28 protein-coding genes are annotated in these 26,479 nt (G+C 70.9%); 14 read left to right on the forward strand and 14 right to left on the reverse strand.

From position 1 onward, the window contains the following. Positions 1–5: 5 nt before the first annotated feature. Positions 6–317 (reverse strand): metalloregulator ArsR/SmtB family transcription factor, encoded by a 312-nt coding sequence (locus ACIGJI_RS13855; RefSeq protein ID WP_060921528.1) that lies wholly within the window; start codon positions 315–317, stop codon positions 6–8. Between the two features lie 66 nt (positions 318–383). On the opposite strand from ACIGJI_RS13855, the gene ACIGJI_RS13860 reads away from it, so the two are divergent. Then, positions 384–1,277, forward strand: a complete 894-nt coding sequence (locus tag ACIGJI_RS13860) for an NAD(P)H-binding protein (RefSeq protein WP_363446338.1) — start codon at positions 384–386, stop codon at positions 1,275–1,277. 51 nt (positions 1,278–1,328) lie between these two features. Here the strand turns inward: ACIGJI_RS13860 and hemE are convergent, their stop codons facing one another. Further along, on the reverse strand, positions 1,329–2,351 hold the full coding sequence (gene hemE, locus ACIGJI_RS13865; protein ID WP_259954402.1) for a uroporphyrinogen decarboxylase: 1,023 nt from the start codon (positions 2,349–2,351) through the stop codon (positions 1,329–1,331). A 72-nt stretch (positions 2,352–2,423) separates the two neighbouring features. Here hemE and ACIGJI_RS13870 point away from each other — a divergent pair, with 72 nt between their 5' ends. From ACIGJI_RS13870 to ACIGJI_RS13885, 4 genes are all read left to right on the forward strand, one after another. Further along, complete coding sequence (locus ACIGJI_RS13870; protein ID WP_363446336.1) at positions 2,424–3,740, forward strand: glutamyl-tRNA reductase; 1,317 nt, start codon at positions 2,424–2,426, stop codon at positions 3,738–3,740. 174 nt (positions 3,741–3,914) lie between these two features. Further along, positions 3,915–4,667 (forward strand): class I SAM-dependent methyltransferase, encoded by a 753-nt coding sequence (locus ACIGJI_RS13875; RefSeq protein WP_363446334.1) that lies wholly within the window; start codon positions 3,915–3,917, stop codon positions 4,665–4,667. A gap of 18 nt (positions 4,668–4,685) precedes the next feature. Continuing rightward, positions 4,686–5,294 carry an HhH-GPD-type base excision DNA repair protein gene (locus ACIGJI_RS13880; RefSeq protein ID WP_363446332.1) on the forward strand — a complete coding sequence of 203 codons (609 nt, stop codon included), beginning with the start codon at positions 4,686–4,688 and terminating at the stop codon, positions 5,292–5,294. Continuing rightward, positions 5,294–5,719, forward strand: a complete 426-nt coding sequence (locus ACIGJI_RS13885; RefSeq protein ID WP_363446330.1) for a DUF1801 domain-containing protein — start codon at positions 5,294–5,296, stop codon at positions 5,717–5,719. Before ACIGJI_RS13880 ends, ACIGJI_RS13885 begins: the two co-directional genes overlap by 1 nt. Positions 5,720–5,810: 91 nt before the next feature. Here the strand turns inward: ACIGJI_RS13885 and ACIGJI_RS13890 are convergent, their stop codons facing one another. The 3 genes from ACIGJI_RS13890 to ACIGJI_RS13900 all read right to left on the reverse strand — a co-directional run bounded on the left by ACIGJI_RS13890 (position 5,811) and on the right by ACIGJI_RS13900 (position 9,881). Next, a complete protein-coding gene (locus ACIGJI_RS13890) occupies positions 5,811–7,490 on the reverse strand; it encodes an ABC-F family ATP-binding cassette domain-containing protein (RefSeq protein WP_363446328.1) in 1,680 nt (559 codons plus the stop codon). A gap of 272 nt (positions 7,491–7,762) precedes the next feature. Beyond that, complete coding sequence (locus ACIGJI_RS13895) at positions 7,763–8,494, reverse strand: hypothetical protein (protein WP_363446326.1); 732 nt, start codon at positions 8,492–8,494, stop codon at positions 7,763–7,765. 1 nt (position 8,495) lies between these two features. Further along, positions 8,496–9,881 carry a glycine--tRNA ligase gene (locus ACIGJI_RS13900; protein WP_363446324.1) on the reverse strand — a complete coding sequence of 462 codons (1,386 nt, stop codon included), beginning with the start codon at positions 9,879–9,881 and terminating at the stop codon, positions 8,496–8,498. A gap of 116 nt (positions 9,882–9,997) precedes the next feature. Between ACIGJI_RS13900 and ACIGJI_RS13905 the strand changes: the two genes are divergently transcribed. Continuing rightward, on the forward strand, positions 9,998–11,467 hold the full coding sequence (locus ACIGJI_RS13905) for a peptide MFS transporter (protein ID WP_259953895.1): 1,470 nt from the start codon (positions 9,998–10,000) through the stop codon (positions 11,465–11,467). Positions 11,468–11,482: 15 nt separating this feature from the next. Here the strand turns inward: ACIGJI_RS13905 and ACIGJI_RS13910 are convergent, their stop codons facing one another. Both ACIGJI_RS13910 and ACIGJI_RS13915 read right to left on the reverse strand, forming a co-directional pair. Further along, positions 11,483–12,172: a GNAT family N-acetyltransferase gene (locus ACIGJI_RS13910; RefSeq protein ID WP_259953894.1), complete on the reverse strand. Its 690-nt coding sequence runs from the start codon at positions 12,170–12,172 to the stop codon at positions 11,483–11,485. Between the two features lie 48 nt (positions 12,173–12,220). Next, positions 12,221–12,841: a hypothetical protein gene (locus ACIGJI_RS13915; protein WP_363446322.1), complete on the reverse strand. Its 621-nt coding sequence runs from the start codon at positions 12,839–12,841 to the stop codon at positions 12,221–12,223. 56 nt (positions 12,842–12,897) lie between these two features. On the opposite strand from ACIGJI_RS13915, the gene ACIGJI_RS13920 reads away from it, so the two are divergent. After that, the gene (locus tag ACIGJI_RS13920; protein WP_363446320.1) at positions 12,898–14,340 is read left to right on the forward strand and encodes an MFS transporter; all 1,443 of its coding nucleotides are present in this window, start codon (positions 12,898–12,900) and stop codon (positions 14,338–14,340) included. 87 nt (positions 14,341–14,427) lie between these two features. On the opposite strand, the gene ACIGJI_RS13925 is transcribed toward ACIGJI_RS13920, so the two are convergent. From ACIGJI_RS13925 to ACIGJI_RS13945, 5 genes are all read right to left on the reverse strand, one after another. Further along, positions 14,428–14,826 carry a hypothetical protein gene (locus ACIGJI_RS13925; protein WP_363446318.1) on the reverse strand — a complete coding sequence of 133 codons (399 nt, stop codon included), beginning with the start codon at positions 14,824–14,826 and terminating at the stop codon, positions 14,428–14,430. A 122-nt stretch (positions 14,827–14,948) separates the two neighbouring features. Next, a complete protein-coding gene (locus ACIGJI_RS13930; protein WP_187662577.1) occupies positions 14,949–15,914 on the reverse strand; it encodes a serine hydrolase in 966 nt (321 codons plus the stop codon). A 112-nt stretch (positions 15,915–16,026) separates the two neighbouring features. Then, positions 16,027–18,012, reverse strand: coding sequence for a M13 family metallopeptidase (locus tag ACIGJI_RS13935; RefSeq protein ID WP_259953892.1), 1,986 nt, complete (start codon positions 18,010–18,012; stop codon positions 16,027–16,029). Between the two features lie 45 nt (positions 18,013–18,057). Continuing rightward, positions 18,058–19,215, reverse strand: coding sequence for a HAMP domain-containing sensor histidine kinase (locus ACIGJI_RS13940; protein ID WP_363446316.1), 1,158 nt, complete (start codon positions 19,213–19,215; stop codon positions 18,058–18,060). After that, positions 19,215–19,910, reverse strand: coding sequence for a response regulator transcription factor (locus ACIGJI_RS13945; RefSeq protein WP_363446314.1), 696 nt, complete (start codon positions 19,908–19,910; stop codon positions 19,215–19,217). Before ACIGJI_RS13945 ends, ACIGJI_RS13940 begins: the two co-directional genes overlap by 1 nt. Before the next feature lie 157 nt (positions 19,911–20,067). On the opposite strand from ACIGJI_RS13945, the gene ACIGJI_RS13950 reads away from it, so the two are divergent. Together ACIGJI_RS13950 and ACIGJI_RS13955 are read left to right on the forward strand one after the other, a co-directional pair. Further along, complete coding sequence (locus ACIGJI_RS13950; RefSeq protein ID WP_268777002.1) at positions 20,068–20,517, forward strand: DM13 domain-containing protein; 450 nt, start codon at positions 20,068–20,070, stop codon at positions 20,515–20,517. Then, on the forward strand, positions 20,514–20,990 hold the full coding sequence (locus ACIGJI_RS13955; protein ID WP_268777001.1) for a DoxX family protein: 477 nt from the start codon (positions 20,514–20,516) through the stop codon (positions 20,988–20,990). Before ACIGJI_RS13950 ends, ACIGJI_RS13955 begins: the two co-directional genes overlap by 4 nt. A gap of 1 nt (position 20,991) precedes the next feature. Here ACIGJI_RS13955 and ACIGJI_RS13960 read toward each other — a convergent pair whose 3' ends face one another. Then, on the reverse strand, positions 20,992–21,537 hold the full coding sequence (locus ACIGJI_RS13960) for a DUF1992 domain-containing protein (RefSeq protein WP_187662582.1): 546 nt from the start codon (positions 21,535–21,537) through the stop codon (positions 20,992–20,994). Between the two features lie 94 nt (positions 21,538–21,631). Between ACIGJI_RS13960 and ACIGJI_RS13965 the strand changes: the two genes are divergently transcribed. Both ACIGJI_RS13965 and ACIGJI_RS13970 read left to right on the forward strand, forming a co-directional pair. Next, complete coding sequence (locus ACIGJI_RS13965; RefSeq protein WP_259953875.1) at positions 21,632–22,954, forward strand: MATE family efflux transporter; 1,323 nt, start codon at positions 21,632–21,634, stop codon at positions 22,952–22,954. Between the two features lie 119 nt (positions 22,955–23,073). Next, positions 23,074–23,391, forward strand: coding sequence for a hypothetical protein (locus ACIGJI_RS13970; protein WP_187662584.1), 318 nt, complete (start codon positions 23,074–23,076; stop codon positions 23,389–23,391). A gap of 22 nt (positions 23,392–23,413) precedes the next feature. Here ACIGJI_RS13970 and ACIGJI_RS13975 read toward each other — a convergent pair whose 3' ends face one another. Next, positions 23,414–24,079 carry a TrmH family RNA methyltransferase gene (locus ACIGJI_RS13975; RefSeq protein ID WP_259953873.1) on the reverse strand — a complete coding sequence of 222 codons (666 nt, stop codon included), beginning with the start codon at positions 24,077–24,079 and terminating at the stop codon, positions 23,414–23,416. A gap of 105 nt (positions 24,080–24,184) precedes the next feature. Here ACIGJI_RS13975 and ACIGJI_RS13980 point away from each other — a divergent pair, with 105 nt between their 5' ends. The 3 genes from ACIGJI_RS13980 to ACIGJI_RS13990 are packed head-to-tail and all read left to right on the forward strand — an operon-like array spanning position 24,185 to position 26,465. Continuing rightward, entirely contained in the window at positions 24,185–25,468 is a 1,284-nt protein-coding gene (locus ACIGJI_RS13980) for an Nramp family divalent metal transporter (protein WP_363446311.1), read from the forward strand. Between the two features lie 20 nt (positions 25,469–25,488). Beyond that, positions 25,489–25,788, forward strand: a complete 300-nt coding sequence (locus tag ACIGJI_RS13985; RefSeq protein ID WP_136052938.1) for a hypothetical protein — start codon at positions 25,489–25,491, stop codon at positions 25,786–25,788. A 44-nt stretch (positions 25,789–25,832) separates the two neighbouring features. Then, on the forward strand, positions 25,833–26,465 hold the full coding sequence (locus ACIGJI_RS13990; RefSeq protein ID WP_363446309.1) for a metal-dependent transcriptional regulator: 633 nt from the start codon (positions 25,833–25,835) through the stop codon (positions 26,463–26,465). Positions 26,466–26,479 lie beyond the last annotated feature (14 nt).

Raw genomic sequence — 26,479 nt, forward strand, 5'->3', positions numbered from 1 at the left:
GGAGGTCAGGCCCGACCGCGCTTGCGCACCTCGCGGAGGACGATCTGCTCGGGACAGACCGTGGAGAGGAAGTCGCCGACGGAGAGGGCGAGGCGTTCACCGACGAGCGAGTAGAAGATGCGGTTGGCATCGCGACGTTCGGAGACGAGGCCCGCCTGGCGCAGCACGCTCAGGTGCCGGGAGATGGTCGGGCCGCTCGCGGAGAAGCGGGACGCGATCTCCCCGGCCGCGAGCTCCCCCTCCTTGAGGTCCTGCAGGATCTGCCGCCGGGTCGGATGGGCGAGCGCCGCGAAGATGTCGGATGCGCTGTCGGCCATGCTTGCAATATAGCACCTTCGCTAGATACAGTTTCGCCAGATAGCTAATTAGCGAAGGAGAACACCATGAAGGTCGCCATCACCGGAGGCAGTGGATTCGTCGGCCGCGCCCTCGCCGATCGCCTGGAGGAGCCCGTGGTGATCTCCCGACGCTCCGGCACGGACATCACCGACGTCGACGCGCTGACCGCCGCCTTCGCCGGATGCGACGCCGTCGCCCACTGCGCCGGGATCAACCGGGAGATCGGCGATCAGACCTTCCGCCGCGTGCACGTCGAGGGCACGGCGGCCGTCGTCGAGGCCGCTCGCCGCGCCGGCGTCCGGCGGCTCGTGATGGTGAGCTTCCTCCGCGCCCGGCCCGACTGCGGCTCCGCTTACCACGAGTCGAAGTGGGAGGCCGAGGAGATCATCCGCGGCTCCGGGCTCCCGCACACGATCCTGAAGTCCGGGATGATCTACGGCCCCGGCGATCACATGGTCGACCATGTGACCCGTGCCGTCCGCACCCTCCCCTTCTTCTGGACGGTCGGCTACCGCGAACGCACCGCCCGCCCGGTCCCCGTCGAGGATGCCGCGGACGTGCTGGTGGCCGCGCTCGAGGGCCGCATCCCGGAGCCGACGGTCGCCGTGATGGGGGCGGACGAGGTCACGCTCGGGGAGGCCATCCGCCGGATCGCCCGCGTCGCCGGACGTCGTCCCGCGTTCCTCCCCGTTCCGGCCTGGGTCGTGCGGGTGCTCGCGCAGCTCACCGAGTGGACCATGGTCGTGCCCCTGGTCGCGAAGGCGCAGGCGCGGATGCTCGCGGAGGGCGTCAGCGAACCGGCACCGTGGGCGCCGGAGCCGCCGGAGGGCATCCGCCCGTCGCGGCCGTTCGACGACGACAGCATCCGCGCGGCGCTGCCCACCGGCCGCTTCGGTCTTTCGGATCTGCGGATGGTGCGGGCGCTTCGAATCGCCTGAATGGCTGCATCTGGGCCGCAGATGCCGCAAAGCAGGCGATTCGAACGGAGGTCAGCCGGCGTGCACCAGCTCGACGATACGGGTGAGCTGGTCGGGGTCGGTCTCCGGGGGCACACCGTGGCCGAGGTTGAGGATGTGTCCGCGGGCCGCGCGACCGCGTTCGAGCACGTCGCGGACATGCGCCTCGAGCACCGGCCACGGCGCGCCGAGGAACGCGGGGTCGATGTTCCCCTGCACCGAGACGTCGGGACCGAGGATCGCTGCGGCCTCGTCGAGGGGCAGCCGCCAGTCGACCCCCACGCCGTCGGCGATGCCGTCCAGCCGCATGTCGCCGAGGAAGGGGCCGGTGCCGACGCCGAAGTGGATGGTCGGGACCCCGATGCCGTCCAGAGCCGTGCGGGAGTGCGGCGCCACGAAGGTGCGGTAGTCGGCGGGGCTGAGGGAACCCGCCCAGCTGTCGAAGAGCTGCACGACCGCGGCGCCGGCATCGCGCTGCGTCTCCAGGAACCGCCGCGAGATCTGCGCCAGCCAGCCCGCGAGACGGTGCCAGGCCTCGGGCTCCGCGTGCATCATGCCGCGCGCACGCAGGTGCTCCTTGGACGGACCGCCCTCGACGAGATACGCCGCGAGCGTGAAGGGGGCTCCCGCGAAGCCGATGACCGGGGTGTCGCCGAGCTCGGCGGCGACGATGCCGACGGCTTCCGCGATGGCGCTGCCGTCGAGGCTGTCCGGATCGATCGCCGTGATGCGGTCGACGTCGGCGACCGTCCGCACCGGGTTCGCGAAGACCGGGCCGCGGCCGGGCTCGATCTCCACGTCCACGCCGGCGAGACGCAGCGGGATGACGATGTCGCTGAAGAAGACCGCCGCGTCGACGCCGTGCCGCCGCACCGGCTGCAGGGTGATCTCGGCGGCGAGGTCGGGGGTGAGGCAGGCGTCGAGCATCCGTGTGCCGACCCGCAGCTCCCGGTACTCGGGCAGGGATCGGCCCGCCTGGCGCATGAACCAGACCGGAGCGGTGGCGGGGCGGTCGCCGGTGAGGGCGCGCAGCAGCGGGGCGTCGGAGAGTGCCATGCCCCCATCCTCCCATCCGGCGCCTAGGGAGCCGCCGAGTCCCGGCTCCGTACGCTCGGGTACAATCGAAGGGTGCTGCTGTGTGTGACGGCGAGTCACAAGACCGCCTCCTTCGAACTGCTCGAACGCCTGAGCCGCACCCCCGACGACGTCGCTCCCACCATCATGGGCATGGCGCCGTGCGTGCAGGGTGCCGTGGTCCTGGCGACGTGCAACCGCTTCGAGGCGTACGTGGAAATGGACGAGCCCGTGACCGCGGCCGGCGCCATCGGCGTCGAAGCCGTGATCGAGGCCGTCGAGTCCGCGACCGGCATTCCCGCCGCCGACCTCGACGGTGCCTACGCCGTGCATTCCGGTCGCCGCGTCGCCGAGCACCTCTTCTCCGTGGCCTCCGGTCTCGAGTCCGTCGTCTCCGGCGAGGGCGAGATCGCCGGTCAGGTGCGGCGTGCCCTGAAGTCCGCCCGCAAGGACGGCACCACCTCCCCCGAGCTCGAGCGCCTGTTCCAGCGCGCGAGCCAGGCGCAGCGCAAGGTCAAGAACGTCACCGCCCTCGGCCGCGCCGGTCGATCTCTCGTGCGTCTCGCACTGGAGCTCGCCGACAGCCGCATCGCCGACTGGTCGGCCGAGCGCGTGCTGCTGGTCGGCACCGGAGCCTACGCCGCCGTCACCCTCGCGACTCTGCGCGAGCGCGGCGCCGTCGACATCTCCGTCTACTCCCCCTCGGGCCGCGCAGAGATCTTCGCGGCCAAGCACGACATCCGCCCGGTTCCGGCAGACGAGTACGCACGCACGGCGGCGCACTCCACGCTGCTGATCACCTGCACCACCGCGACCGAGCCCGTGCTCGGCCCGGAGCACCTGCAGCTCTCGGTCGGCCTCGCCGCCGCGGGCTGCCCCGTCAGCGCGACCAGCGGCACCACCGGTGTCCCGAGCCGGCTGGTGGTCGACCTCGGCATGCCGCGCAACGTCGACCCGGCCGTGGCCGCACTGGAGGGCGTCGCGCTGCTGGACCTGGAGACCATCCGCCTGCACGCCCCGCTCGAGGAGCTGCAGGCGACGGACGCCGCCCGCAGCGTCGTCCGCGAGGCCGCGGAGACCTTCCACGTCGTCGGTGCCCGCCAGAGCGTGACCCCGTCGGTGGTGGCGTTCCGGTCGCACATCTTCGAGCTGCTGGAGCGCGAGATCGATCGTGCGCGTGCGCGTGGCGACGAGGACGGCAAGGTCGAGCAGGCCCTCCGGCACCTCTCCGGCGTGCTGCTGCACACGCCGACCGTGCGGGCTCATGAGCTCGCCGCCGCCGGTCGCGCGGACGAGTTCGCCGCCGCGCTCGCGACGCTGTACGGCATCACCCCTGCCGCGGACACGGTCGAAGACGCCGCCACAGCCTGATCCCGTGTGGGCGAGATGGGAGGCGCGGCCCTCCACATCACCGGAGACACCGCCGCCGACGCTGCGGAACGAGAGCCGTGTGCTGCGCGTCGACATGCTGATGGACCAGAGGGCGGGAGCCATGGGCTGCGCGAGGATCCGCGCTGTGAGAGCGTGGGGCACGAGGAGGCGCGAATGACCCAGGATCTGTACTCGGACGCGAGGCTGTACGACCTGCTGTTTCCGACGAGCGAGGCAGCCGTGGACTTCTACCGTGCCGAAGCCGACAGCGTGGGCGGTCGCGTGCTCGAGCTCGGATGCGGAACCGGTCAGAAGCTGATCCCGATCGTGGCCGACGGGCACCCGAGCGTCGGACTCGACCTGTCGCTCGACATGCTGGCTGTGGCACGTCAGAAGGCTGAGGAGCGCGGTGTGTCCGTCGAGTGGCAGCACGGCGACATGCGCAACTTCGACCTGGGCGACGAGTTCGACCTCATCTTCATCGCTGGCAACGCTCTGCTGCACCTGCACGAGGCTGACGACATCGTGCAGTGCTTCCGCGCGGCACGGCGGCACCTCGCGCCCGGCGGACGTTTCGCTTTCGACGTCTTCCATCCCGACGTGCGGCTCCTGGCTGACGCCGACGGGGCCCGGCGCCCGCGCACGACATTCGCCGATCCCGACCGCGGCGACGTCCGCGTCGACGTCGCGGACGCCTATGATGCCGCCGCACAGGTGACGCGCGGCACCTGGTACTTCTCGACGGACTCCGAGCCCGACTTCCAGACGGTGTCCATCGAGGTGCGGAGCATCTTCCCCCAGGAACTGCCGGTGCTCCTTGCGCATGCCGGACTCCGACTGGTCAAGCGCTTCGGCGGCTGGGACGGCAGCCTCTTCGGGGCGGGCTCCTCGACCCAGCTCTGCATCTGCGAATCCGCCGCCCCGTAGTGAGAGAGGATGGGACTCATGGCCCTTCACATCACCGGAGACACCGCCGCCGACGCCCTGCTGACCGAGAACCCGACGGCTCTGCTGATCGGCATGCTGCTGGACCAGCAGATCCCCATGGAGACCGCGTTCTCCGGTCCGCTCAAGATCGAGCAGCGCACCGGCGCCGCGGATGCCGCGGCGATCGCGGGCATGGCACCGGAGGAGTTCCTGGAGGCCTTCCGGCAGACCCCCGCAGTGCACCGGTTCCCCGGATCCATGGCGACGCGGGTGCAGACCCTGTGCCAGGCGCTCGTCGACGACTGGGACGGGGACGCCGCCGCCCTCTGGACGCGCCCTTCGACAGGCTCAGGCCCGTCGACAGGCTCAGGGTCCCAGCCGAGCGGCGCCGAGGTGCTCAAGAGACTCAAGGCCCTTCCCGGCTTCGGTGAGCAGAAGGCGAAGATCTTCCTCGCCCTCCTCGGCAAGCAGTACGGGTTCACCGGCGAGGGCTGGCGGGAGGCTTCGGCGCCCTACGGCGAGGACGGTTCGTACCGCAGCGTCGCCGACATCGTGTCGCCGGAGTCGCTGACGAAGGTGCGCGAGTACAAGAAGGCGATGAAGGCGGCGGCGAAGGCGGCGAAGTAGTGCAGCCGACCGGGGACGACGTCGCGGGGCTGATCGCCCGCTCCTCCCCGGCCGTGCGTCGCCGTGATGCGGAGACGCTGACCGCTCTCCTGCGGGACATCTCCGGACGCGAACCGCAGACCTGGGGCTCGATCATCGGGTTCGGCTCCTGCCACTACCGCTACCCCACCGGGACGGAGGGCGACAGCGGCATTCTGAGCTTCGCCCCCCGGAAGGCCGCGACCACGATCTACCTCCTCGACGGCGTGGACGCCCACGCGGAGGCTCTCGGCGCGCTCGGCCCGCACACGACAGGGGTGGGCTGCCTTTACATCAAGGACCTCGACCAGGTCGACCTCGACGTGCTGCGCGGGATCCTCGAGCGTTCGCGCGCCTGGGTCGAGTCCGGCGGCGACGCGCGTATGCACCTGACGATCACGTCGTAACTCCCCCTCCTGTCGCCGAGACCCCGGGTTCCCGCCGAGACCCCGGCGTGGGGACGTGTGGGGCCCGGGGTCTCGGCGGGAGGGCGGGGTCTCAGGTGGTGGCCACCCCCTCCTCGACCTGCACGCGCCGCGCGTGCTCCGCGTGACGCCGCCACCGGCGGTCGTGCGTCGCTGTGACGACGGCGGCGGGGTGATCGACGAGGGCGTCCTCGAGCTGCTCCACGAGCTCGGGGTCGAGATGGTTCGTCGGCTCATCGAGCAGCAGCAGGTCGAACCGCGACGCCAGGGCGACCGCGAGATCCAGCCGGCGACGCTGCCCGACCGAGAGTGTCCGCACGTCGCGGTCCGCCTCCGGCCTGCGGAAGAGTCCATGAGCCAGGAGAGCGTCGTGCGCATCCGCCGGCGGCGTCCCCGTCCGCGCCGCGAAGACCTCGATGGCCGTGCCTCGCAAACGGGTATCGACCTCCTGCCGGAGGAACGCGATCCGCAGCCCGTCCGCGTGGCGGATCGTCCCGGACGCGGGGATCAGCTCGCCGACGAGGAGGCGGAGGAGCGTCGTCTTCCCGGCGCCGTTCGGCCCGGTCACGAGCCACCGCGAACCGGCCTCGATCGTCCACTGCGACACGTCGAGCCGTCGTCCCGGTTCACGGAACGAGACGGCATCGAGGGTCAGGAGTGGGTCGTCGAGCGGTGCCCGATCCTCTGCTGCGACCACGAACCGCAGGGGCTCGGGCGGCGCCGGGCACGGGTTCTCCCGCAGCCGCGACAACCTCTCCTTCGCCATGCGGATGCGTCCGACGGCACCGTGGTCGCGGCTCCGCGCCCGGAACGCGCCATGACCGAAGCCGTCGAGCTCGAGCTTCCGCGGGATCGCCTGCAGCCGGAACGCGTTGGCGGCGAGCAGCGACTCGGCCCGGGCGACCTCGGCCTTCCACTCCTCGTGGCGCGCGACCGCCGCACGTCTCTCGGCCTCGCGCGCTCGCAGGAACCCGGCGTAACCATCGCCGTAGCGGCGGATCCGACCGTCCTCCACCTGCACGACAGCCGTCGCGAAACGGTCCAGGAAGTCGCGGTCGTGGGTCACGACCACCAGCGCTCCGCGGTGCGCCGCGAGACGGTCCTCGAGCCAGGTCAGCGCCCGATCGTCGAGGTCGTTCGTGGGCTCGTCGAGGAGCAGCATCTCGGCTCCGGAAGAGAGGGCGACCGCGAGAGCGAGCCGCGCCCGCTCTCCGCCCGACAGCGCGGCCACCGGTCGCGCGCGGTCCACTCCGCCCAGCCCGAGCTGTTCCAGGGCGGTGTCGATGCGACGGTCGACGTCGTATCCCTCGCGGGACTCGAAACGGTCCTGCAACAGGGCCACAGCGGCCATCTGCTGCGCACGCTCGGCGGAGCCCCCGGCGGCGAGGAGCTCGTACGCGTGGCCGAGGTCGCGCTCCAGCACGCGGAGGTCGCCGAGGAGATCGTCGATGGCATCGGCCATCGTCGCTCCATCCGCGAACACGGGGTTCTGCCGGGCATGAGCGATCCCGCCGGGGAGGTCGAGCCGCACCTCCCCGGATGTCGGTGCGAGAACACCGGCGAGCAGATCGAGCAGCGTCGACTTCCCGGCGCCGTTGTCGCCGATGACGGCGAGGCGGTCGGCGGGTCCGACGGCGAGATCGATGCGGTTCAGCACGAGACGGTCGGCGAACCGGACGGAGGCGGCCTGCAGCGCGCACTCGCGATGAACGCGGGCCGGAGTGTCGGAAGGGGGCGAGGGTACAGGGAACATGAGGGGTCCTCTCCGGCGGCGCACGCGCACCGCCGGGATCTGCGTCGATGACGCGGGGAACAGGAACCTCGACCGCACCCTGCTCGGGTGCGGGTCGCTCAGGACCCACCGCGGAGAAGAGTTCTCGACGCGGCGTCCCGATCTAGCGAATCAGAGTACCCACGAGGAGCGACCATAGCAGGGTCACTCCGCGCCCGCCAGACCCCGCTTTCTCGGCGAGACCCCGACCTACCCCCACACGCGGCCCGGGGTCTCGGCGGGAACCCGGGGGCTCAGCGGGAGCGGAGGCGGGAGGAGAGGCGGGCGTGGGCGGCGGGGGCGGCGAAGAGGAGGATGATCGCGAGGACGATGCCGCGGACGATCCAGAGTCCGGGCTCCCAGATCACCTCGTAGTTCCCGGGAAGACCGAGGAACGCGGCGATGATCGATCCCCACGACGCGCGGCCGCTGCTGTCCGTGTCGATCGAGAGTCCGCCCACGATGCTCAGCACCCCGAGGCTCAGCAGCACGATCGGCATGATGAGGGCGCCGGGCTTCGCCTCCCCGCGCGCGATCAAGCGGATCACCGTCACGAGCGACACGAGGGGGAACACGAAGAAGAACCAGACGAGGGCGCCGAGCAGCAGCCCCACGACGATGAAGATCGGCACCCAGATCAGCATCCACGGGCCTTCGTCCGCGATGAAGTAGTCCGGGTCACGGAGGATCGCGACGACGAAGCCCGCAAGGGTCCCCAGCGGCAGCACCGCGAGCACCCACCAGAACACGGCCTTCGGCACCCGCTTGCGCTCCCCCAGCCGCGCCATCACGATCTGGATGATGACCGCCGCCGCGAGCGCCGGGATGCCGAACATCGCGATGATCGGGCCTGCGCCGTCGTTCTCGCGCAGGTCGAGCACCGTGAGGATCATCCACGACACGGCGAGCGCGCCGAGCACGATGGCCGCGACCGGACGCACGGGCGAGGATTCCACCCGCGCGTCGGCTCCCCCCGGTGCCGTCATGTCAGGCGCCGCGGAGGCGCTCCGCCAGGTAGGCATGCAGCCCGTCGATCGGGACGCGCTCCTGTGCCATAGTGTCCCGGTCGCGCACCGTCACGGCGCGGTCGTCGAGCGAGTCGAAGTCGACCGTGACGCAGAACGGCGTGCCGATCTCGTCCTGGCGGCGGTAGCGCCGGCCGATCGCACCGGCGTCGTCGAAGTCCACGGCCCACGAGCCGCGCAGCGTGTCGGCCACCTCACGGGCGAGCGGCGACAGCTTCTCGTTGCGCGACAGCGGGAGCACGGCGGCCTTGACCGGAGCCAGGCGCGGGTCGAGCTTGAGCACGGTGCGCGTGTCGGTGCCGCCCTTGGCGTTGGGCACCTGCTCCTCGACGTACGCGTCGACGAGGAAGGCCATCATCGCGCGGGTGAGTCCGAAGGAGGGCTCGATCACGTACGGGGTGTAGCGCTCGCCCGTGGCCTGGTCGAAGTACGTCAGGCTCTGGCCGGAGGCCTCGCTGTGGCTGGAGAGGTCGTAGTCGGTGCGGTTGGCGACGCCCATGAGCTCGCCCCACTCCTTGCCGGCGAAGCCGAAGCGGTACTCGACGTCGATGGTGCCGGCCGAGTAGTGCGCGCGGTCCTCCTCCGGCACGTCGAACTGCCGCATGTTCTCCGGGTCGATGCCGAGGTCGATGAACCAGTTCCAGCACGCCTCGACCCAGTGGTCGAACCACTGCGGCGCCTCGGCGGGCGGCGTGAAGAACTCGATCTCCATCTGCTCGAACTCGCGGGTGCGGAAGATGAAGTTGCCGGGGGTGATCTCGTTGCGGAACGCCTTGCCGACCTGGCCGATGCCGAACGGCGGTTTCTTGCGGCTCGCGGTGAGCACGTTCGCGAAGTTCACGAAGATGCCCTGCGCGGTCTCCGGACGCAGGTAGTAGAGGCCGGACTCGTCGTCGACCACACCGAGGTACGTCTTCACCAGACCAGAGAAGGCCTTCGGCTCGGTGTACTGCCCCTTGGTGCCGCAGTTCGGGCAGGGGATGTCGGCGAGACCGTTCTCGGCCTTCCGCCCCTTGCGCGCCTCGAAGTCCTCGATGAGGTTGTCGGCACGGAAGCGCTTGTGGCACTGCAGGCACTCGACGAGCGGGTCGGTGAAGGTCGCGACGTGGCCGGAGGCCTCCCACACGCGCTTCGGCAGGATGATGCTGGAGTCGAGGCCGACCATGTCGCCGCGACCGCGCACGAAGGTCTGCCACCACTGCCGCCGGATGTTCTCCTTCAGCTCCGTGCCGAGGGGGCCGTAGTCCCAGGCCGACCGGGAACCGCCGTAGATCTCACCCGCCTGGAACACGAACCCGCGGTGGCGGGCGAGGGCGATGACCTTGTCAAGACGGGACTGTTCGGCCACGGTGGCTCCAATGGTCGGATGCGGAGAATGCCCGTGAGCACGGGCACCCCCAGTCTATCCGGGGCCGGAGCGCAACCCCTGGCCGCGGGACCCGCGGGAGGAGTACCGTCCCACGCATGAGCACCACCGCGCACCCGCCCGCCTCCCGCGACGAGGACACCCGCTTCTTCGGGCAGCCGTGGTCGCTCGTGCACATCTTCGGCGTGGAGATGTGGGAGCGGTTCAGCTTCTACGGCATGCAGGGCATCCTGCTCATCTACCTGTACTTCTCGGTGACCGACGGCGGCCTCGGGCTTCCGGAGGCGGTGGCGGGCGGGATCGTCGGCGCGTACGGCGGCTCCGTGTACCTGTCCACCATCCTCGGGGCCTGGCTCGCCGATCGGCTGTTCGGCTCCGAGCGGGTGCTGTTCGTCAGCGCCATCGTCATCGTCTCGGGCCACCTCGCCCTCGCGCTCCTGCCGGGGTTCGTCGGCGTCGGGGTCGGACTCGTGCTCGTGGCCCTGGGCTCGGGAGGCCTGAAGGCGAACGCCACGTCGGTCGTGGGGACGCTGTACCGTCCGGACGACGAACGACGCGACGCCGGGTTCTCGCTGTTCTACCTCGGCATCAACCTCGGCGCCTTCCTCGGACCGATCCTCACCGGGCTGCTCCAGTCGACCCTCGGCTTCCACTGGGGGTTCGGCCTCGCCGCCCTCGGCATGACGCTGGGTCTCGTGCAGTACTCGTTCGGCCGCCGCGGCCTGCCCGCCTCCTCGCGCGAGGTGCCGAACCCGCTCCCCCGCACGCGCTACCCGCTGGTCGCCGGCATCGCGGTCGGTGCGGTCGTCGTGATCGCGGTGCTCGTGCTGACCGGAGTCATCCAGGCCGACAACCTCGCCACGATCGTGATCGGGGTCACCGTGGTCGCCGCGGTCGCCTACTTCGCGGTGATCCTCGGCAGTCGCCGCATCGACGCCACCGAGCGCTCGCGGGTCTGGGGGTTCCTGCCGCTGTTCCTCACGAGCGTCGCGTTCTGGTCGCTGTACCAGCAGCAGTTCACGGTGCTGACGATCTACTCCGACAAACGGCTCGACCGCGACTTGTTCGGGTGGGAGATGCCGGTGTCGTGGGTGCAGTCCATCAACCCGGTGTTCATCATCATCCTGTCCGGGGTCTTCGCGGCGATCTGGACGAAGCTGGGGAAGCGTCAGCCGTCGACCCCGGTCAAGTTCGGACTGGCCGCCATCATCATGGGCTCCGCCTTCCTGCTGTTCCTGCCGTTCTCCGGCGGCGGTGCGAACTCGACGCCGCTGCTCGCGATCGTCGGCATCCTGTTCGTGTTCACCGTCGCCGAGCTGCTGCTCTCGCCGGTCGGGCTGTCGGTCACGACGAAGCTCGCCCCGGCAGTCTTCCACACGCAGATGGTCGCGCTGTTCTTCCTGTCCATCGCCCTCGGCACCGCCATCTCGGGCGAGCTCGTGAAGTTCTACGATCCGGGGAACGAGGTGCCGTACTTCTCGATCCTCGGCGGCATCGCGATCCTCGTCGGCATCGGACTGCTGCTGAGCGTGAAGCCGGTGCTGCGGCTCATGCGCGGCGTGCGGTGACGGCCGCGCCGCCGATCACGCGGTGAAGAGGTAGCCCCGACCGGCCTCGAAGCCGCCGATCGTGAGACCGCTGCCGAGCAGGCCCTCCATCTGCGCGCGCAGGCGCAGCCGCCACTCGTGCGCGGCCGCGGGGTCGGACTCCCGCATGCCCTCGATGTCGTCCGGGATCTCCAGCGTCTCGACGACCGCATCGTCCGCCGGGGGCTTGGCGATGTCCGCGAGGGCCCACTCGACGTCGAGGCGGTCGCTCTCGTCGCCCGCATCGCCGCCGCCGAAGATGCCGTAGCGGTTCACCGAGTAGCCCGTGGCGCGGGCGCCGAGGACGGTGAGGAAGAAGTGCGCGTTGCGGGCGACCAGCGGATCGAAGGTCCACGTGATGCGGCCGACCTCGCGGGAGAAGGCCCACTGCCGCTGGTGCTCCTTGAGCTCCCGCCCCCATCCGCGCCCTCGGTACTCGGGCAGCAGGGCCGTGATGTGCGAGTGCATGGCACGGCGGGCCGGTTCGCCGAAGAAGGCGATCGAGGCGCCGACCATGCGCTCCTCGTCGCCCTCGCCGTCGAAGAAGCCGACGACGTAGTTGCCCGACTGCTGCAGGGCGCGCAGGGTCCCGGCGTCCACCACGCGCTGCGGACCCCGGATGGAGTCGAGCAGGCTCTGGGCGTCGAGGATGAGTTCAACGGTGTCGAGATCGCGGATGGTTCGCACGATCCCAGTCTGCCCCTCCTCCGCCCGTTCGCGGAAACCGACCCCGGGTCACCGGTGCGGAAAGGCCTGTCCCCCGCCCGCGGCGAGCGCCTCCGCGACGATGCGGAGGTGGTCCTCGGCCATCTCCGCCGGCAGCGGCGGCAGGATCCCGTCCCAGAACGCGAGCACCGCGCCGCGTCCCTGCATCATGCCGGCCGGACGGCCCAGCGCCCACATGTGCATGTGCGCGGAGCCGTCATTCCAGCGGCCGAAGTGACAGCGGGCGACGCCGGGGATGCTCTTGACCGCCTCCGACACGCGCTGCATCAGCGGTCCGAGAGCGGCGAGCACCTCCTGCGGGGCGTTCTCGAGGAGCCAGTGCTCACGCGGCGCGACCCCGCCGATGAACGGCAGGCCGCCGACATCCCACCCGGCACGCACCTGCCAGAGGTCGTCGTGCCAGATGGTGTGCACGCTCGGACCGCAGTGGCCGCACTCGGCCGGGTCCTGCTCGCCGGCTCGGGGTTCCTCCGGCACGAGCATCGGCTCCAGCGGTCGCATCGTGATGCTCTCGAACGCCCAGGGCAGGCCTTCCGCGAGCGCCGAGGCGTCGAGCACCTCCCCGATCGGGAGCCGGCGGTGGTACGCGGAGTCGGCGGGGCGCTGCACGGGCGCGGAGTCGTCGGTCATCCGGCCATGCAACCACATCGGCCCCTCCACTCCGGGAACGCCGATAGCCTGAGCCGGTGGGTGCGAACGACGACAGAGCCAGGAAACGCCTCTCCCGTACCCCTCCGCGGTGGGCGGTCATCGCCGTGCTCGCGTTCGCGGGCCTGTGCTCGTCGTTCATGTTCACCCTCGTCGTGCCGCTGCAGGCCGAGCTGCCGCAGCTGCTGAACTCCTCCCGCGAGGACACCACCTGGGTGGTCACGATCACCCTGCTCGTGGCCGCCGTCGCGACCCCCATCTCCGGCCGTCTCGGCGACATGTACGGCAAGCGCCGCGTCGTCATCGTGCTCCTCGCGATCCTCATCGTGGGCTCGGTCATCGCCGCGCTCTCCGGATCGATCGTCGGCGTGATCATCGGCCGCGCCCTCCAGGGGGCCGTGACCGGCGTCGTCCCCCTCGGCATCGCCATCATGCGCGACGTGCTGCCGCCTGAGCGCCTCGGCACCGCGGTGGCCCTGATGAGCGCGACCATGGGCGTCGGCGGGGCGATCGGCATGCCCGTCGCCGCACTGCTCGCCGAGAACGCCGACTGGCACATGCTGTTCTGGCTCGCCGCCGCCCTCGGAGTCCTCGGGCTGCTGCTGGTGCTCGCCGTGGTGCCGGAGGACGTGCTCCGCTCCCCCGGCCGCCTCGACGTGCTCGGGGCCATCGGACTCGCGATCGGCCTCACGGGCCTGCTGCTGTTCGTGTCGCGCGGCGCCGAGTGGGGCTGGACGGCACCGCTCACCCTCGTCTGCGTGATCGGCGGCGTCGCGGTCCTGCTGCTGTGGGGCTGGTATCAGCTCCGCGCGAAGGATCCGCTGCTCGACCTGCGGGTCGCCGCTCGGCCCGCCGTCCTCTTCACGAACATCGCCGCGATCGGCATGGGCTTCGCCCTGTTCGCCTCCAACGTCACCTTCCCGCAGATGCTGGAGATGCCGGCGGCGGGCGGCGCCGGGTTCGGGCTCGACATGGTGGCCGCCTCGCTCGTCATCATGCCGGCGGGTCTGGTCATGATGGTGATCTCGCCGCTGTCCGGATGGCTGGAGCGCACCGTGGGGCCGCGTCCGCTCTTCACCGTCGGCGCCATCGCGATCGTGCTCGCCTACGTCTTCGTGCTGCTGTGGTCGACCGAGGTGTGGCACATCTTCATCGCCAACATCTTCATCGGCGTCGGCATCGGGTTCACCTTCGCCGCGATGCCCATGATCATCATGCGCTCCGTGCCCGCGAACGAGACCGGGGCGTCGAACGGGCTCAACGCGCTGTTCCGCTCCGTGGGCACCTCGACGGCCTCGGCCGTGATGGGCGGGGTGCTCGCGGCGATGAGCGTCGACGTCGGAGGCGTGGCCGTGCCGACGCGGACGGCGTTCGAGGTGTGCTTCTGGCTCGCGATCGCCGCCGGCATCGTGGCCGTGATCCTCTCGCTGTTCATTCCGCGGCGCCGTGCCACGGAGCAGCACCCCTCGCTCCCCGGCTGACTCGGCCCGTCGCAGATTCGCGTCGGGGTCGCAGGGATTGCCGCAGAACGTGCGACGTGCGGCGGATCTGCGACGCGGCGCCGGGTCTCAGCGGGAGATCGTGCGCGGATCCGGGTCGTCGGCACGCGGGGACCGGAGGCGGTCGGGGAGCGGCCACGGCAGGGTGAACCGTGCGGTCGCGGGTCGGGTCATGTCGCCGAAGTCGTCGACCTTCACGACGATGCGCCCCGGAACCCCTTCTTCGTTTGGTGTCACTTCGAGGATGCGCACCCGGAGCGGGCGGTCCCCCTCGCCCTCGAGCATCCACGGATCGGCGAGCCACGCGATGCCGTGCTCCTCCAGCGCGGCCTCCGCGTCCAGCCACTCGCCGGGGGTGGAGACCCTGCGTCCGAGCACGTCGACGGCGACCCAGTCCGCGCCCTCCGGATGGATCCAGCCGAGCAGCTCCCCGTCGTCGCGGCGGTGCGGAGTCCAGGCGCGAGGCATCCCCCGATGCTAGCCACCCCTGCTCCCGATCAGGCGCTCGCGCGAGACCAGGCTCACTGCCGTTCCAGAAGCCTGATGCCGCGCGGATGCCTGCGTTGACGCGCGGGGACAGGCGTGCGGAGTCAGTGCGTGTACTCCATGAGCTCGACCCCGAGCACGCGGAAGGCGTCGTGCGCACGGAGGCGGTGGCTGATCGAGAGGTCGTCGAAGCACACGATCATCGAGTAGGCGACACCGGCCCGCGGCCCCGCGAGCACACCGGCCTCGGCGCGCACCCCCCGATCGCGGCCGGTCTTGTTCACGAACAGCAGGCCGTGGGCATCGTGCTCGTGGGCGAAGGGGTCGAGCCCCGTCGAGGCGGCCACGAGACTGAGGTCCTGGTTGAGGCTGAGCCACTCCGACACCTGGGCGCTGACCGCGGCATCCACCACCTGGGAGTTGACGAGCGCGGAGAACAGACCCGCGAGCTCGCGCGCCGATCCCACGGCGACCTGCGGGGCGTCGTCCGGACCGCGGCGGTCGCGGAACCGGTCGAGCAGGGCGGTGCGCCGCAGACCCAGTTCCTCGATGCGCTCCCGCACCCGGTCATGCCCCACCTTCTGCAGCAGGATGTTCACGGCGATCGGATCTCCGGCGGTGGCGGCCAGCACGGCGAGATCCTCCAGCGGCAGCGCCGGTGCCCGCAGATGCCGCCACAGGCCGGAGCTCTCCACGGCTTCGACGCTCGAGCGCTCGACGATCTCGAGAGGGTCGAGGGCGCCGGACTCGAACGCCGCCGCCACCTCGATGAGCAGGGGGACCACACCGAGCCCCGCGACGGGCATCGTGACGTGGTCGTCCCCCGCCAGCACGTGCACATGGGAGTCGAGGTCGACCACGTGCACCGACACCTGTGCCCCGGCGTTCGCCAGGCCTTCGAGAGCCTTCAGCGTCGAGGTGAACGACCGCCGACCGACGGCCACGCGACGCGGCAGCCGGCGGGCTCCCGGCCGCTGCGAACGGCGACCGCTGGCCGACTCGGGCGCGCTCCCGGACGCTCCGGGAGCCGAGGCGTTCCGGAACGCGTCACCAGGGTCGGTCGCACCCACGCGTGGTCCTTCAGGAGGGGGAGGGATACTGCGCTTCCGGGAAGGGGCGCCCCGGCGGCAGGGCTATCGTAACCCCACCGCCGGGGCGCGTCTCACAGAGTGCGGAGGTTCGTCACCAGATGGTCACCCGGGAAGACTCCGGAAGCCACAGGGCGTCCTTCTCGGTGACCCCGAAGGCCTCGTAGAACGCGTCGATGTTGCGGACGATCTGGTTGCACCGGAACTCGTTGGGCGAGTGCGGGTCGATGGTCAGCAGACGCAGCGTCTCGGCGTCCCGGCTCTTCTGCTGCCAGACCTGTGCCCACGACAGGAGCAGCCGCTGCACACCGGTGTAGCCGTCGATGACCGGGCCTTCGACGGGCTCAGGGACCGCGGGATCGGCGCGCAGGGACAGCTCATACGCCTTCAGCGCGATGCCGAGCCCGCCCAGATCGCCGATGTTCTCGCCGATGGTGAGGGCGCCGTTCACGTGATGCTCGGCGTCCAGCCCCTCCGGCACGAGGGCGTCGTACTGGGCGATGAGCTCTTTCGTGCGCTCCTCGAAGGCGGCGCGGTCGGCATCGGTCCACCAGTCCTGCAGGCGCCCCTCGCCGTCGTACCGGCTGCCCTGGTCGTCGAAGCCATGGCCGATCTCATGCCCGATGACCGCGCCGATCCCGCCGTAGTTCGCCGCCGCGTCGCGCCCCGCGTCGAAGAAGGGGTACTGGAGGATGGCCGCGGGGAACACGATCTCGTTCATCGAGGGGTTGTAGTAGGCGTTCACCATCTGCGGCGGCATGTGCCACTCGGTGCGGTCGATCGGCTTCCCGACCTTGTCGATGTTGCGGTCGTGCTCGAAGATCGCCGCGCGGCGCACGTTGCCGAGGAGGTCGGCCGGGTCGATCACGAGGGCCGAGTAGTCCCGCCACACCTCCGGGTGCCCGATCTTCGGCGTGAAGGCGTCCAGCTTCGCGAGCGCACGCTGCCGGGTCTCGGCGGTCATCCACTCCAGCGTCTCGATGCTCTGCCGGTACGCCTCGACGAGGTTCGCGACGAGCTCGTCCATGGCGGCCTTCGCCGTCGGCGGGTAGTGCCGCTCGACGTAGACCTTGCCGATCGCCTCGCCGAGCGCCCCCTCGGTGACCGACACGCCCCGCTTCCAGCGCTCGCGGATCGTGGGGACGCCGGTGAGCTGGGTGCCGTAGAACGAGAAGTTCTCCTGCACGAGGTCGTCGGTGAGGTAGGGCGCCGCCGCGTGCACGACCTTCGCACGCAGCCAGGCCTTCCAGTCGTCCAGACGCTCGGGAGTGAGCAGGCCGCCCAGCCCTTCGAAGAAGCTCGGCTGCGCGACGACGACCTCGTCGAACGCCCGCGGGTTCGTCGGCGTCACGGCCTCGCGCCACGGGGTGAGGTCGACGCCGGCGAGGGCCTGGAGCTCGTCCCACGTCTTGAGGTTGTAGGTCGCCACCGCGTCACGGCTGCGCACGTTGTCCCAGTGGTGCCCGGCGAGCTCGGTCTCCAGGGCGATGGAGCGCTCGGCCTGCGCGGCGGCATCGGCGACACCGGCGAGAGCGAGCAGGCGCTCGAGGTGCTCCCGGTACGCCGCGCGGGTCTCTGCGAAGGTGTCGAGACGGAAGTAGCTCTCGTCCGGCAGCGAGAGTCCGGCCTGCACGAGCACCGGGAGGTAGCGCTCCGGGTTCCCGGGGTCGCCGTCGACGTAGAGGCCGATCACCGCCGCCCGGCCCTCCCGGTCGTAGGTCCCCACGGTGCGCAGGAAGGCCGGGATGCCGTCGATCGCGTCGATCTCGGCGAACGTCTCGGCCAGCGGGGTCACACCGGCGGCGGCGATGCGATCGGTGTCCATGAAGCTCGCGAAGAGGTCGCCGATCTTGCGGGCGAGAGTCCCCTCCTCCGCCTCCTGCGACTCCTCGACGATCGCGCGCACATCCTTCTCGGCCTGCTCGGCCAGCAGATGGAAGGAGCCCCAGCGCGCCTTGTCTCCGGGGATCTCGGTGCGAGCGATCCAGGCGCCGTTCACGTGACGGTAGAGATCGTCCTGCGGGCGGATGTCGGGGCTGAGGTCGTCGAGCGCGAGGCCCGCGGGAAGCACATCGGTCATGCGCTCCAGCCTATGGCCGGGGTCCCCCACGGTGTCCAGACGGCGTCACGGATGCCCAGGGGCCCCCACGGGGAGCGAGACGTTCATGCGGAACCCGGCGGCGGTGCGCTCGGCGAAGACGTCACCGCCGTGCGCACGCGCGAGGCCTCTGGCGATGGACAGCCCGAGCCCGGCACCCGACGCGACCCCGTCGTCGTCGCCCGCCGTCGCTCGCGCCGTGTCCTCGCGCCAGCCGACGTCGAACATCCGGTCCAGGTCCTCCACCGCCACACCGGCCCCTTGATCCAGCACCCCCAGGACGAGTCGGTCCCGGTCGACCATCGTCGCGGACAGCACGATCTCCGTGCCGGGAGGGGCGTGCCGGACGGCGTTCGTGAGCAGGTTCACCACGATCCTGCCGAGCTGATGCGGATCGGCCCAGAGCACCGGACCGGCGATCCCGCGCTCGACGATGCGAAGGTCGCGCTTCGCCGCGGCGGCCGCGACGTCGGCCACCGCATCGGAGACGACATCCCACAGGACCACCTGCTCGGTCTGCAGTTGCACCGCGCCGGACGTGAGGCGGGACAGCTCGAAGAGATCGTCGACCATCCGGCTCATCGTCTCCACCTGTCCCCGCACCTGACCGGCGAACCGCTCCGGAGCGACCGCAACGCCGTCCTCCACCGCCTCGGCGAGCACACGGACCGCGGTGAGTGGGGTGCGCAGGTCGTGCGAGATCCAGGCGAAGAAGCGCCGACGGGCGGAGTCCAGCCGCACCAGCTCGGCCCTCGCCGCATCCACCTCGGCCGAGACCACCGCGAGCTGTGTCGAGAGGCCGGCGAGCTCCCGAGAGGCCGCCGCGTCCACCACCGCGTCGTCCGTCCGACCGATCCTGCCCAGCGACACCGAGAACCCCTCGACCCAGGCGCGCACCGTCCGCGCCATGCACCACGCCATGCCCAGACCGAGCACGAGCGAGACCGCGATCACGGTGAGGAGGATCGTCAGGTCGTGGGCGGAGAGGTACATCTCGAGTGCGATCGCCACCACGGCCCCCGCCATCGCGACCGTGCCCGCACTCGCCACGACCATCAGCTGTGCGCGGAGTCCGCGACGCCGAAGGGCTCGCAGGAGAAGTACGGCGGTGAGGGCGACGACGATCGCCACCAGCAGGCTCGTGACGACGATCTGCAGGACGACCGCACCGGAGGGCATCGTCATCAGCCGTCCCCTCTCGCCACGAAACGGTAGCCGACGCCCCATTCGGTGAGCAGATGGCGCGGGTCCTGCGGATCCTCCTCGACCTTCTCCCGCAGGCGCCTGACGTGGACCGTCACCGTCGACAGATCGCCGACGGTCCATCCCCAGACCTCGCGGAGGATCTCGTCGCGTCCCAGCGCACGGTCGTCGTTGCGCACGAGGAAGGCCAGCAGTTCGTACTCCCTGCTCGTCAGGGCGATCTCGTCTCCGCGCACCCACGCGCGCCGCCGGAGCAGATCGATCGCGAAGGCGCCGGCCCTGAGCTCCCCGGACGCGGCCTGCGCGGCGTGCGAGCGGCGGACGAGGGCCGCGATCCGCAGGGACAGCTCCCGCATCGAGAACGGCTTGGCCAGGTAGTCGTCGACACCGAACGCGAAGCCGTCGATACGGTCCTCCACCTCGCCGAGGGCGGTGAGCATCATGATCGGGACATCGGACGCGGCGCGCAGCTCACGACAGAGCTCATCGCCGCTGATGCCCGGCAGCATGCGGTCGACGATCACGACATCGGGCACGGTCTCCCGCAGCGCCGTTCGTGCCGAGACGCCGTCGCCGAAGCTCGAGACCGCATAGCCGTGCGTGCGCAGATACTCCCCCACGGCCTCGCGCACCGTGGGGTCGTCCTCCACGACCGCGACTCTGACGACGCCTTCCATGCGGTCGAGGGTAGCCGCCGCGGCCACGGCGGTCGGCGGATCCTTACAGTTCCGAAATGTCTTCCCCGTCCTACTCCGGTGCTTCCTAGCGTGCTGTGCAGCACGTCCGTCCGGCACTCGCCGGGCGGGCTCTTCCCGCACCGGACAGGAGATCCTCATGCGCAAGACCCTTCTCGCCACGACCGCCGCCCTCGGGCTCGCCCTCGCCCTCGCCGCCTGCAGTCCCCAGGACTCCGGCGCTTCCTCCGCGCCGTCGTCCTCCTCCTCCCAGAGCACCACCAAGAGCTCGGCGAGCACGGACACCGCCGCCAGGACCGGGGAGTTCGCCGGCCTGAACGGCAAGAAGGTGGCCGGCACCGTCTCGGTCTCCGACGGCGAAGTGATGCTGACGGAGTTCTCCTCGGACGAGGGGCCCGATCTGCACGTGTACCTCGCGGACGGCACCGATGAAGCCGCGATCGCCGCCGGCATGCTCGTCGACGCGGTCTCGTACGACACCGCCACGCAGACCTTCGCTCTGGACGGAGTGAAGGCCGGGGAGTACTCGCACGTCGTCATCTACTGCGACAAGGCGAAGGCCGTCTTCGGGGCAGCCGAGCTGTCATGACCGCGCCACGATCCGCTCGCCTCGTGATCGGCTCGCTGCTGGGGGCGGCCGCCCGGGTCGCGGTCGGGGTCCTGTGGCTCATCGAGGGTGTCCTCAAGTACCGGGCGGGCTTCGGGGCCGCTGACATCGAGCTCGTGGCGCAGAGCGCGCAGGGGAACACGAGGGTGCCGGCGTTCTTCGATCCGCTCGGCGCGGCGATGGCCTCGGCGTCTCCGTTCTTCGGGGCGGTGATCCCGGCGCTGGAGGTGGGCCTCGGCATCCTCCTCGTCGCGGGTGCGCTCACCCGAACGGTCGCCTTCGTCTCGGCCGGGACCCTGGCGCTCTACTGGAGCGCGGATCAGTTGATCGCGCAGTACCCGGTGATGCTGGTGCTGTCCGCGACGGTGCTGCTGATCGTCACCGCCGGACGATTCGGGGTGGACGGCTGGATGCAGGCGCGGCGGGCGCGTCCGGTGGAGGGACCGGAGGGCTGAGTCATCCCCGGCGCCGACGACCGAAACGTCGGCGCCGGGATGGCGCCTCGGGAGGGGCTGCACGCGTCGCCCGGCGCTCCGCCCATGCGACGACCTCGGCGTCGACATCGCGCAGCGGTGTCACGACGGGTGGCCCGCCCTGCAGCTGCCTGCGCGCCTCGCGCACGCGGCGGTTGAAGTCCTCGAGCACCTCCCGGACGTCGGATTCCCTGCCGAGGAGGTCGAGCTGGCCGTCGAGCTCCCGGTCCTCGGTGCGCAGCAGGATCGCGGGAGGGCCGAGCCCGGTCAGCCCCTCCGTCTCGATCTTCCGACGGATCCACCAGTCCGGGTCGTGGTGGTCTCCGAGCCCTTCGAGCGGCTTCCCGGCGCCCGGCAGGTCGTCGAAGTCGCCGCGACGGATGGCGACCTGGATGGCGGACTCGACGAAGGCGGCTCGATCGACCGCCGCCGCGGACGGGGCACCGGTCTCGCCGTCGTCCTCAGCACCACCACCACCCTGCTGCCGTCGGGCCCGATAACGCGCGGCCGCCTCCCGGGGATCCGTCATGATGCGCCTCCGTCCGCTCGGAGCTCCTCCTTCACCCTACGTCCGGTCGAGGCCGGAGGTCTCGGGGGTCGACGACAGGTCATAGGCTCGGAGGATGGCCGCCCGCACCTCCCTGAACCGCGAGATCCTGCGCCTGGCCGTCCCCGCGCTCGGCGCCCTCATCGCGGAGCCGGCCTTCCTCATCGTCGACGCCGCCCTCGTCGGCCACCTCGGCACCGTCCCCCTCGCCGGACTCGGCATCGCCGGAGCCGTGCTGCAGACGATCGTCGGCCTCATGGTGTTCCTCGCGTACTCCACCACCCCCGCGGTCGCGCGTCGGTTCGGGGCCGGGCGTCCGGGAGAGGCGGTCTCGGTCGGGATCAACGGCATGTGGCTGGCGCTCGGCCTGGGTGCCGTGCTCGCCGTCGTCGGCGCTGTCTCCTCCCCCTGGCTCGTCTCGCTGTTCGGGGCGAGCCCCGAGGTCGCGGCCCAGGCGAACGAGTACCTCGTGATCTCGATGTGGGGTCTCCCCGCGATGCTCATCGTGTTCGCCGCCACGGGGCTGCTGCGGGGAATGCAGGACACCATGACGCCGCTGTGGATCGCGGGACTCGGCTTCGCGGCGAACGCCCTGCTGAACTGGCTCTTCATCTACGGACTCGGCTGGGGCATCGCCGGCTCCGCGGCGGGCACCGTGACGGCGCAGTGGGGCATGGTCGCGGCGTACGCGCTCGTGGTCCGGCGTCTCGCGACCCGGCACAGCGCCTCGTTGCGTGCCCAGCGGGACGGTCTGCGCCACACCGCGACGTCGGGCGGGTGGCTGTTCCTCCGCACCGTGAGCCTGCGCGTCGCCCTGCTCGCGACCGTGGCCGTGGCGACGGGGATCGGCACCGAGGAGCTCGCCGGCTGGCAGATCGTGTTCACCATCTTCTCGGCGGCGGCGTTCGCGCTCGACGCGCTCGCGATCGCCGCGCAGGCGCTGATCGGCAAGGAGCTGGGCGCCGGGGACGAGGAGCAGGTGCGCCGCGTGCTGGCGCGGACGGTCGCATGGGGGGCCTGGTTCGGGGTCGTGGTCGGCGCCGTCATCGCCGCCCTCTCCGGGGTGCTCGGCATCGTCTTCACCGGCGACCGGGCCGTGGCGGAGGTGGTGCAGCCGGCCCTGCTCGTGCTCGCGGTGGCGCAGCCGATCGCGGGCGTGGTGTTCGTGCTCGACGGCGTGCTCATGGGGGCCGACGACGCCCGGTACCTGGCGATCGCGGGCGGTCTGAACCTCGTGCCGTTCCTGCCCGCCCTGGGCATCATCGCCGCGACGGGGATCGACGGCACCGCCGGCCTCGTGTGGCTGGCCGTCGCGTTCTTCGGGGTGTACCTGCTCGCACGGCTGGCGACGCTGGGGTGGCGAGTGCGCTCCGGGCGATGGCTCGCCGCGTCCGCATAAGTCCTCCACAACCGACGGAGAGGACGACTTATCCCCCGCCGCCGGGCAGAGCGGAATACAGCACCCCGCACCCCTCGCGCTTCCGACGAACATGGAGCGACACTGAAGGGATGCTGGGGATGAACGACGCACAGGTATGGACGACGATCGGAGTCCTTGCCACGGGCATGTACGCCACGATCACTCTCATGGCGACCATGTTCGTGAGGATCATCAAGACGGAGATCGGCACGGTTCGCACCGAGATCGGCGGGATCAAGGGCGAGATCGTCGGGATCAAGGGTGAGATCGGCGGGATCAAGGGCGAGATCGTCGGCGTGAAATCCGAGATCGGGGATCTCCGGAAGGAGGTGCACGGCCTGAGCCGGCGCATGGACGGCCTCGACCGCGACGTCAGCGCGATCTCGCGACACCTGTTCGGTATCGATCCGGCCTGACGGAGCCGACCGGCCGCGCTGGTCACGCCGCGTGGCGACGGCACCACTCGTACATGATGACGGCGGCGGCGGCACTCGCGTTGATCGAGCGGGTCGAGCCGTACTGCGTGATCTCGATGTGACCCGAGGCGGCCGCCAATGCCTCCGGCGACAGCCCGGGCCCCTCCTGACCGAAGAGGAGGACGCAGGAGCGCGGCAGGTCGGCACGATCGACCGGCACGGCCCCGTCGACGTTGTCGATCGCGATGACGGGCAGCCCTTCCGCCGCGGCCCAGGCGGCGAACGCGGCGATGTCCTCGTGGTGCACGACATGCTGATAGCGGTCGGTCACCATGGCGCCCCGCTTGTTCCAGCGACGGCGACCGATGATGTGCACCGTGTCGGCGAGGAACGCGTTGGCGCTGCGCACGATGGAACCGATGTTCATGTCGTGCTGCCAGTTCTCGATCGCGACGTGGAACGGATGACGCCGCGTGTCGAGGTCGGCGACGATCGCCTCCATGCGCCAGTAGCGGTAGCGGTCGATCACGTTCCGCGTGTCGCCCTCCGCGAGGAGTTCCGGATCGTACTGGTCTCCCCGCGGCCAGGCCGACGGTCCTCCCGGCCAGGATCCGACGCCGTATCCGGGCTGCGCCGGAGACCCACCGGGGGCGGTCGGGTCCGAGCTCTCGGGGCGCTGCGCATCCATCCCGCCAGGCTATCGCCGTGTCGGCCGTCTCCCCGTCGGCGAAGAGGTCACCAGAATCATCTCGCAGATATTTAGGCACACCGAAAAATACGCTACGGTTTCGGTGTGCCTAAAAGTTCCGACGCCTCGCTGACCCCCGCTCGCACCGCTTCGCCGCGCCTGCTGTGGCTGCTGGGACCGGCGCTCGTGGCGGGTGTCGCCTACCTCGACCCCGGCAACGTCGCCAGCAATATGACCGCGGGGGCGCAGTACGGCTACCTGCTCGTGTGGGTGGTCGTCGCCGGCAATGTGATGGCCTGGCTGATCCAATACCTGTCCGCGAAGCTCGGCGTCGTCACCGGCCAGAGCCTCCCGGAGATGCTGGGCCAGCGGCTGCGCCACCCCTGGGCCCGCCGTGCTTACTGGCTGCAGGCGGAGCTGGTCGCGATGGCGACGGACCTCGCCGAGGTCATCGGCGGCGCCGTCGCCCTGAACCTGCTGTTCGGCATCCCCCTGCTATGGGGCGGCCTCATCACCGGCGCGGTGTCGATGGTCCTGCTCGCCGTGCAGAACCGTCGCGGCGCCCGGCCCTTCGAGTTCGTGATCATCGGCCTCATGTTCGTGATCACGATCGGCTTCATGGCCGGTCTCTTCCTCGCGCCGCCGGATCCGGCTGGCGTGGTGAGCGGCCTCGTGCCGCGCTTCGAGGACACGGGGTCCGTGCTCCTCGCCGCCTCGATCCTCGGCGCGACGATCATGCCGCACGCGATCTACGCGCACTCCTCCCTGGCCCGCGACCGGTTCGGTGCGACGAGCGCCGAGACGACCGAGGAGGCCGCCCGGGTCGAGACCTCGCGGATCCGCCGCCTCCTCACGGCGACACGCTGGGATGTGACGATCGCCATGGTCATCGCGGGCTCCGTGAACCTCGGCATCCTCCTGCTCGCGGCGGCGAACCTCGCGGGGGTCGCGGGGACCGACTCGCTGGAGGGTGCGCACGCCGCCCTCGCCGCAGGCCTCGGCCCGGTCGTGGCGACCTTCTTCGCCGTGGGGCTGCTCGCCTCGGGTCTCGCCTCGACCTCCGTCGGCGCATACGCGGGCGCCGAGATCATGCACGGCCTGCTGCACGTGCGCATCCCCCTGCTGGCGCGCCGCCTGGTGACGCTCATCCCCGCGCTGGTGATCCTCGGCATCGGGGTGGATCCGACGCTCGCCCTCGTCCTCAGCCAGGTCGTGCTGTCGTTCGGCATCCCGTTCGCGCTCATCCCTCTCGTCACCCTCACCGCGCAGCGCCGGACACTGGGCGCGTGGGTCAACCGGGTGTGGACGACGGTCGCCGGCGTCGTGGCCTCGGTGCTCCTCATCGCCCTGAACGGCGCTCTGCTCTGGCTGGTGCTGACGGGGGCATGACGGCGGATAGGCTCGACACCATGTCTGCCGCGTCCGCCCGTCGCACCGTCCGCCTCCTCACCTGGAGCGGCTTCGCGACCGGCGTCATCGGCGGTCTGCTCATCGCGTTCCCGAAGGTCATCGGCCCCGCCAGCCCCTGGGTCCAGCTCGCACTCGGGGTCGCGACCCTGGTCTTCGCCTTCCGTGCCCGCAAGGTGGGCATCGCCGAGGTGGAGGGCTTCGACGGGCGCCTGTCGCTCGCCGCCGCCCTCCTGGGGTTCCTTGTCCTGTTCTTCGCGGGGCAGGCGGCCGTGATCCTGCTCGGCTCCGCGAGCGCCTGACCCAGGCCGCGAGGCAGCCCGACCCGAACGCGTAAGGTTGACGGGTGGCATCCCCGGCAGCTGACGACTACCTGAAGACCGTCTACGCACACACCGAGTGGCAGGATGCGCCGATCACCCCCTCGGTCTTGGCCGCCAAGCTCGGCATCGCGCCGTCGTCGGTCACGGAGATGGTGAAGAAGCTCGCCGCGGCGGGGCTCGTGTCGCACGTGCCGTACGGAGCGGTCCGGCTGACGGAGGCCGGGACCACCCGCGCCCTCGCGATGGTCCGCCGCCACCGCCTCATCGAGACCTGGCTCGTGCAGGAGTTCGGGTACGGGTGGGACGAGGTGCACGACGAGGCCGAGGTGCTGGAGCACACCATCAGCGACCGGCTGCTCGAGGGCATCGACGAGCGCCTGGGGCGGCCGCGCTTCGACCCGCACGGAGACGCCATCCCGGACGCGGAGGGCCGCATCGAACGGGCGCCCTTCATCCTGCTCGCCGATGCCCCGGAAGGACACACCGGCCGCGTGCTCCGCGTCGACGACCGCGACCCGGAGCTCCTGCGGACCCTGGAGGCCCAGGGCCTCACCGTCGGCACGACCGTGACGGTGACGCCGTTCGGCATCGCCCTCGACGGCACCGAGCCGCCGTTGCCCGCCGCCGCCCGCGACGTGGTGTGGTTGTCGGCCTGACCCCCCACTTCGAA

This window comes from Microbacterium sp. NPDC064978, from assembly GCF_044543605.1.
GTDB lineage: Bacteria > Actinomycetota > Actinomycetes > Actinomycetales > Microbacteriaceae > Microbacterium > Microbacterium meiriae.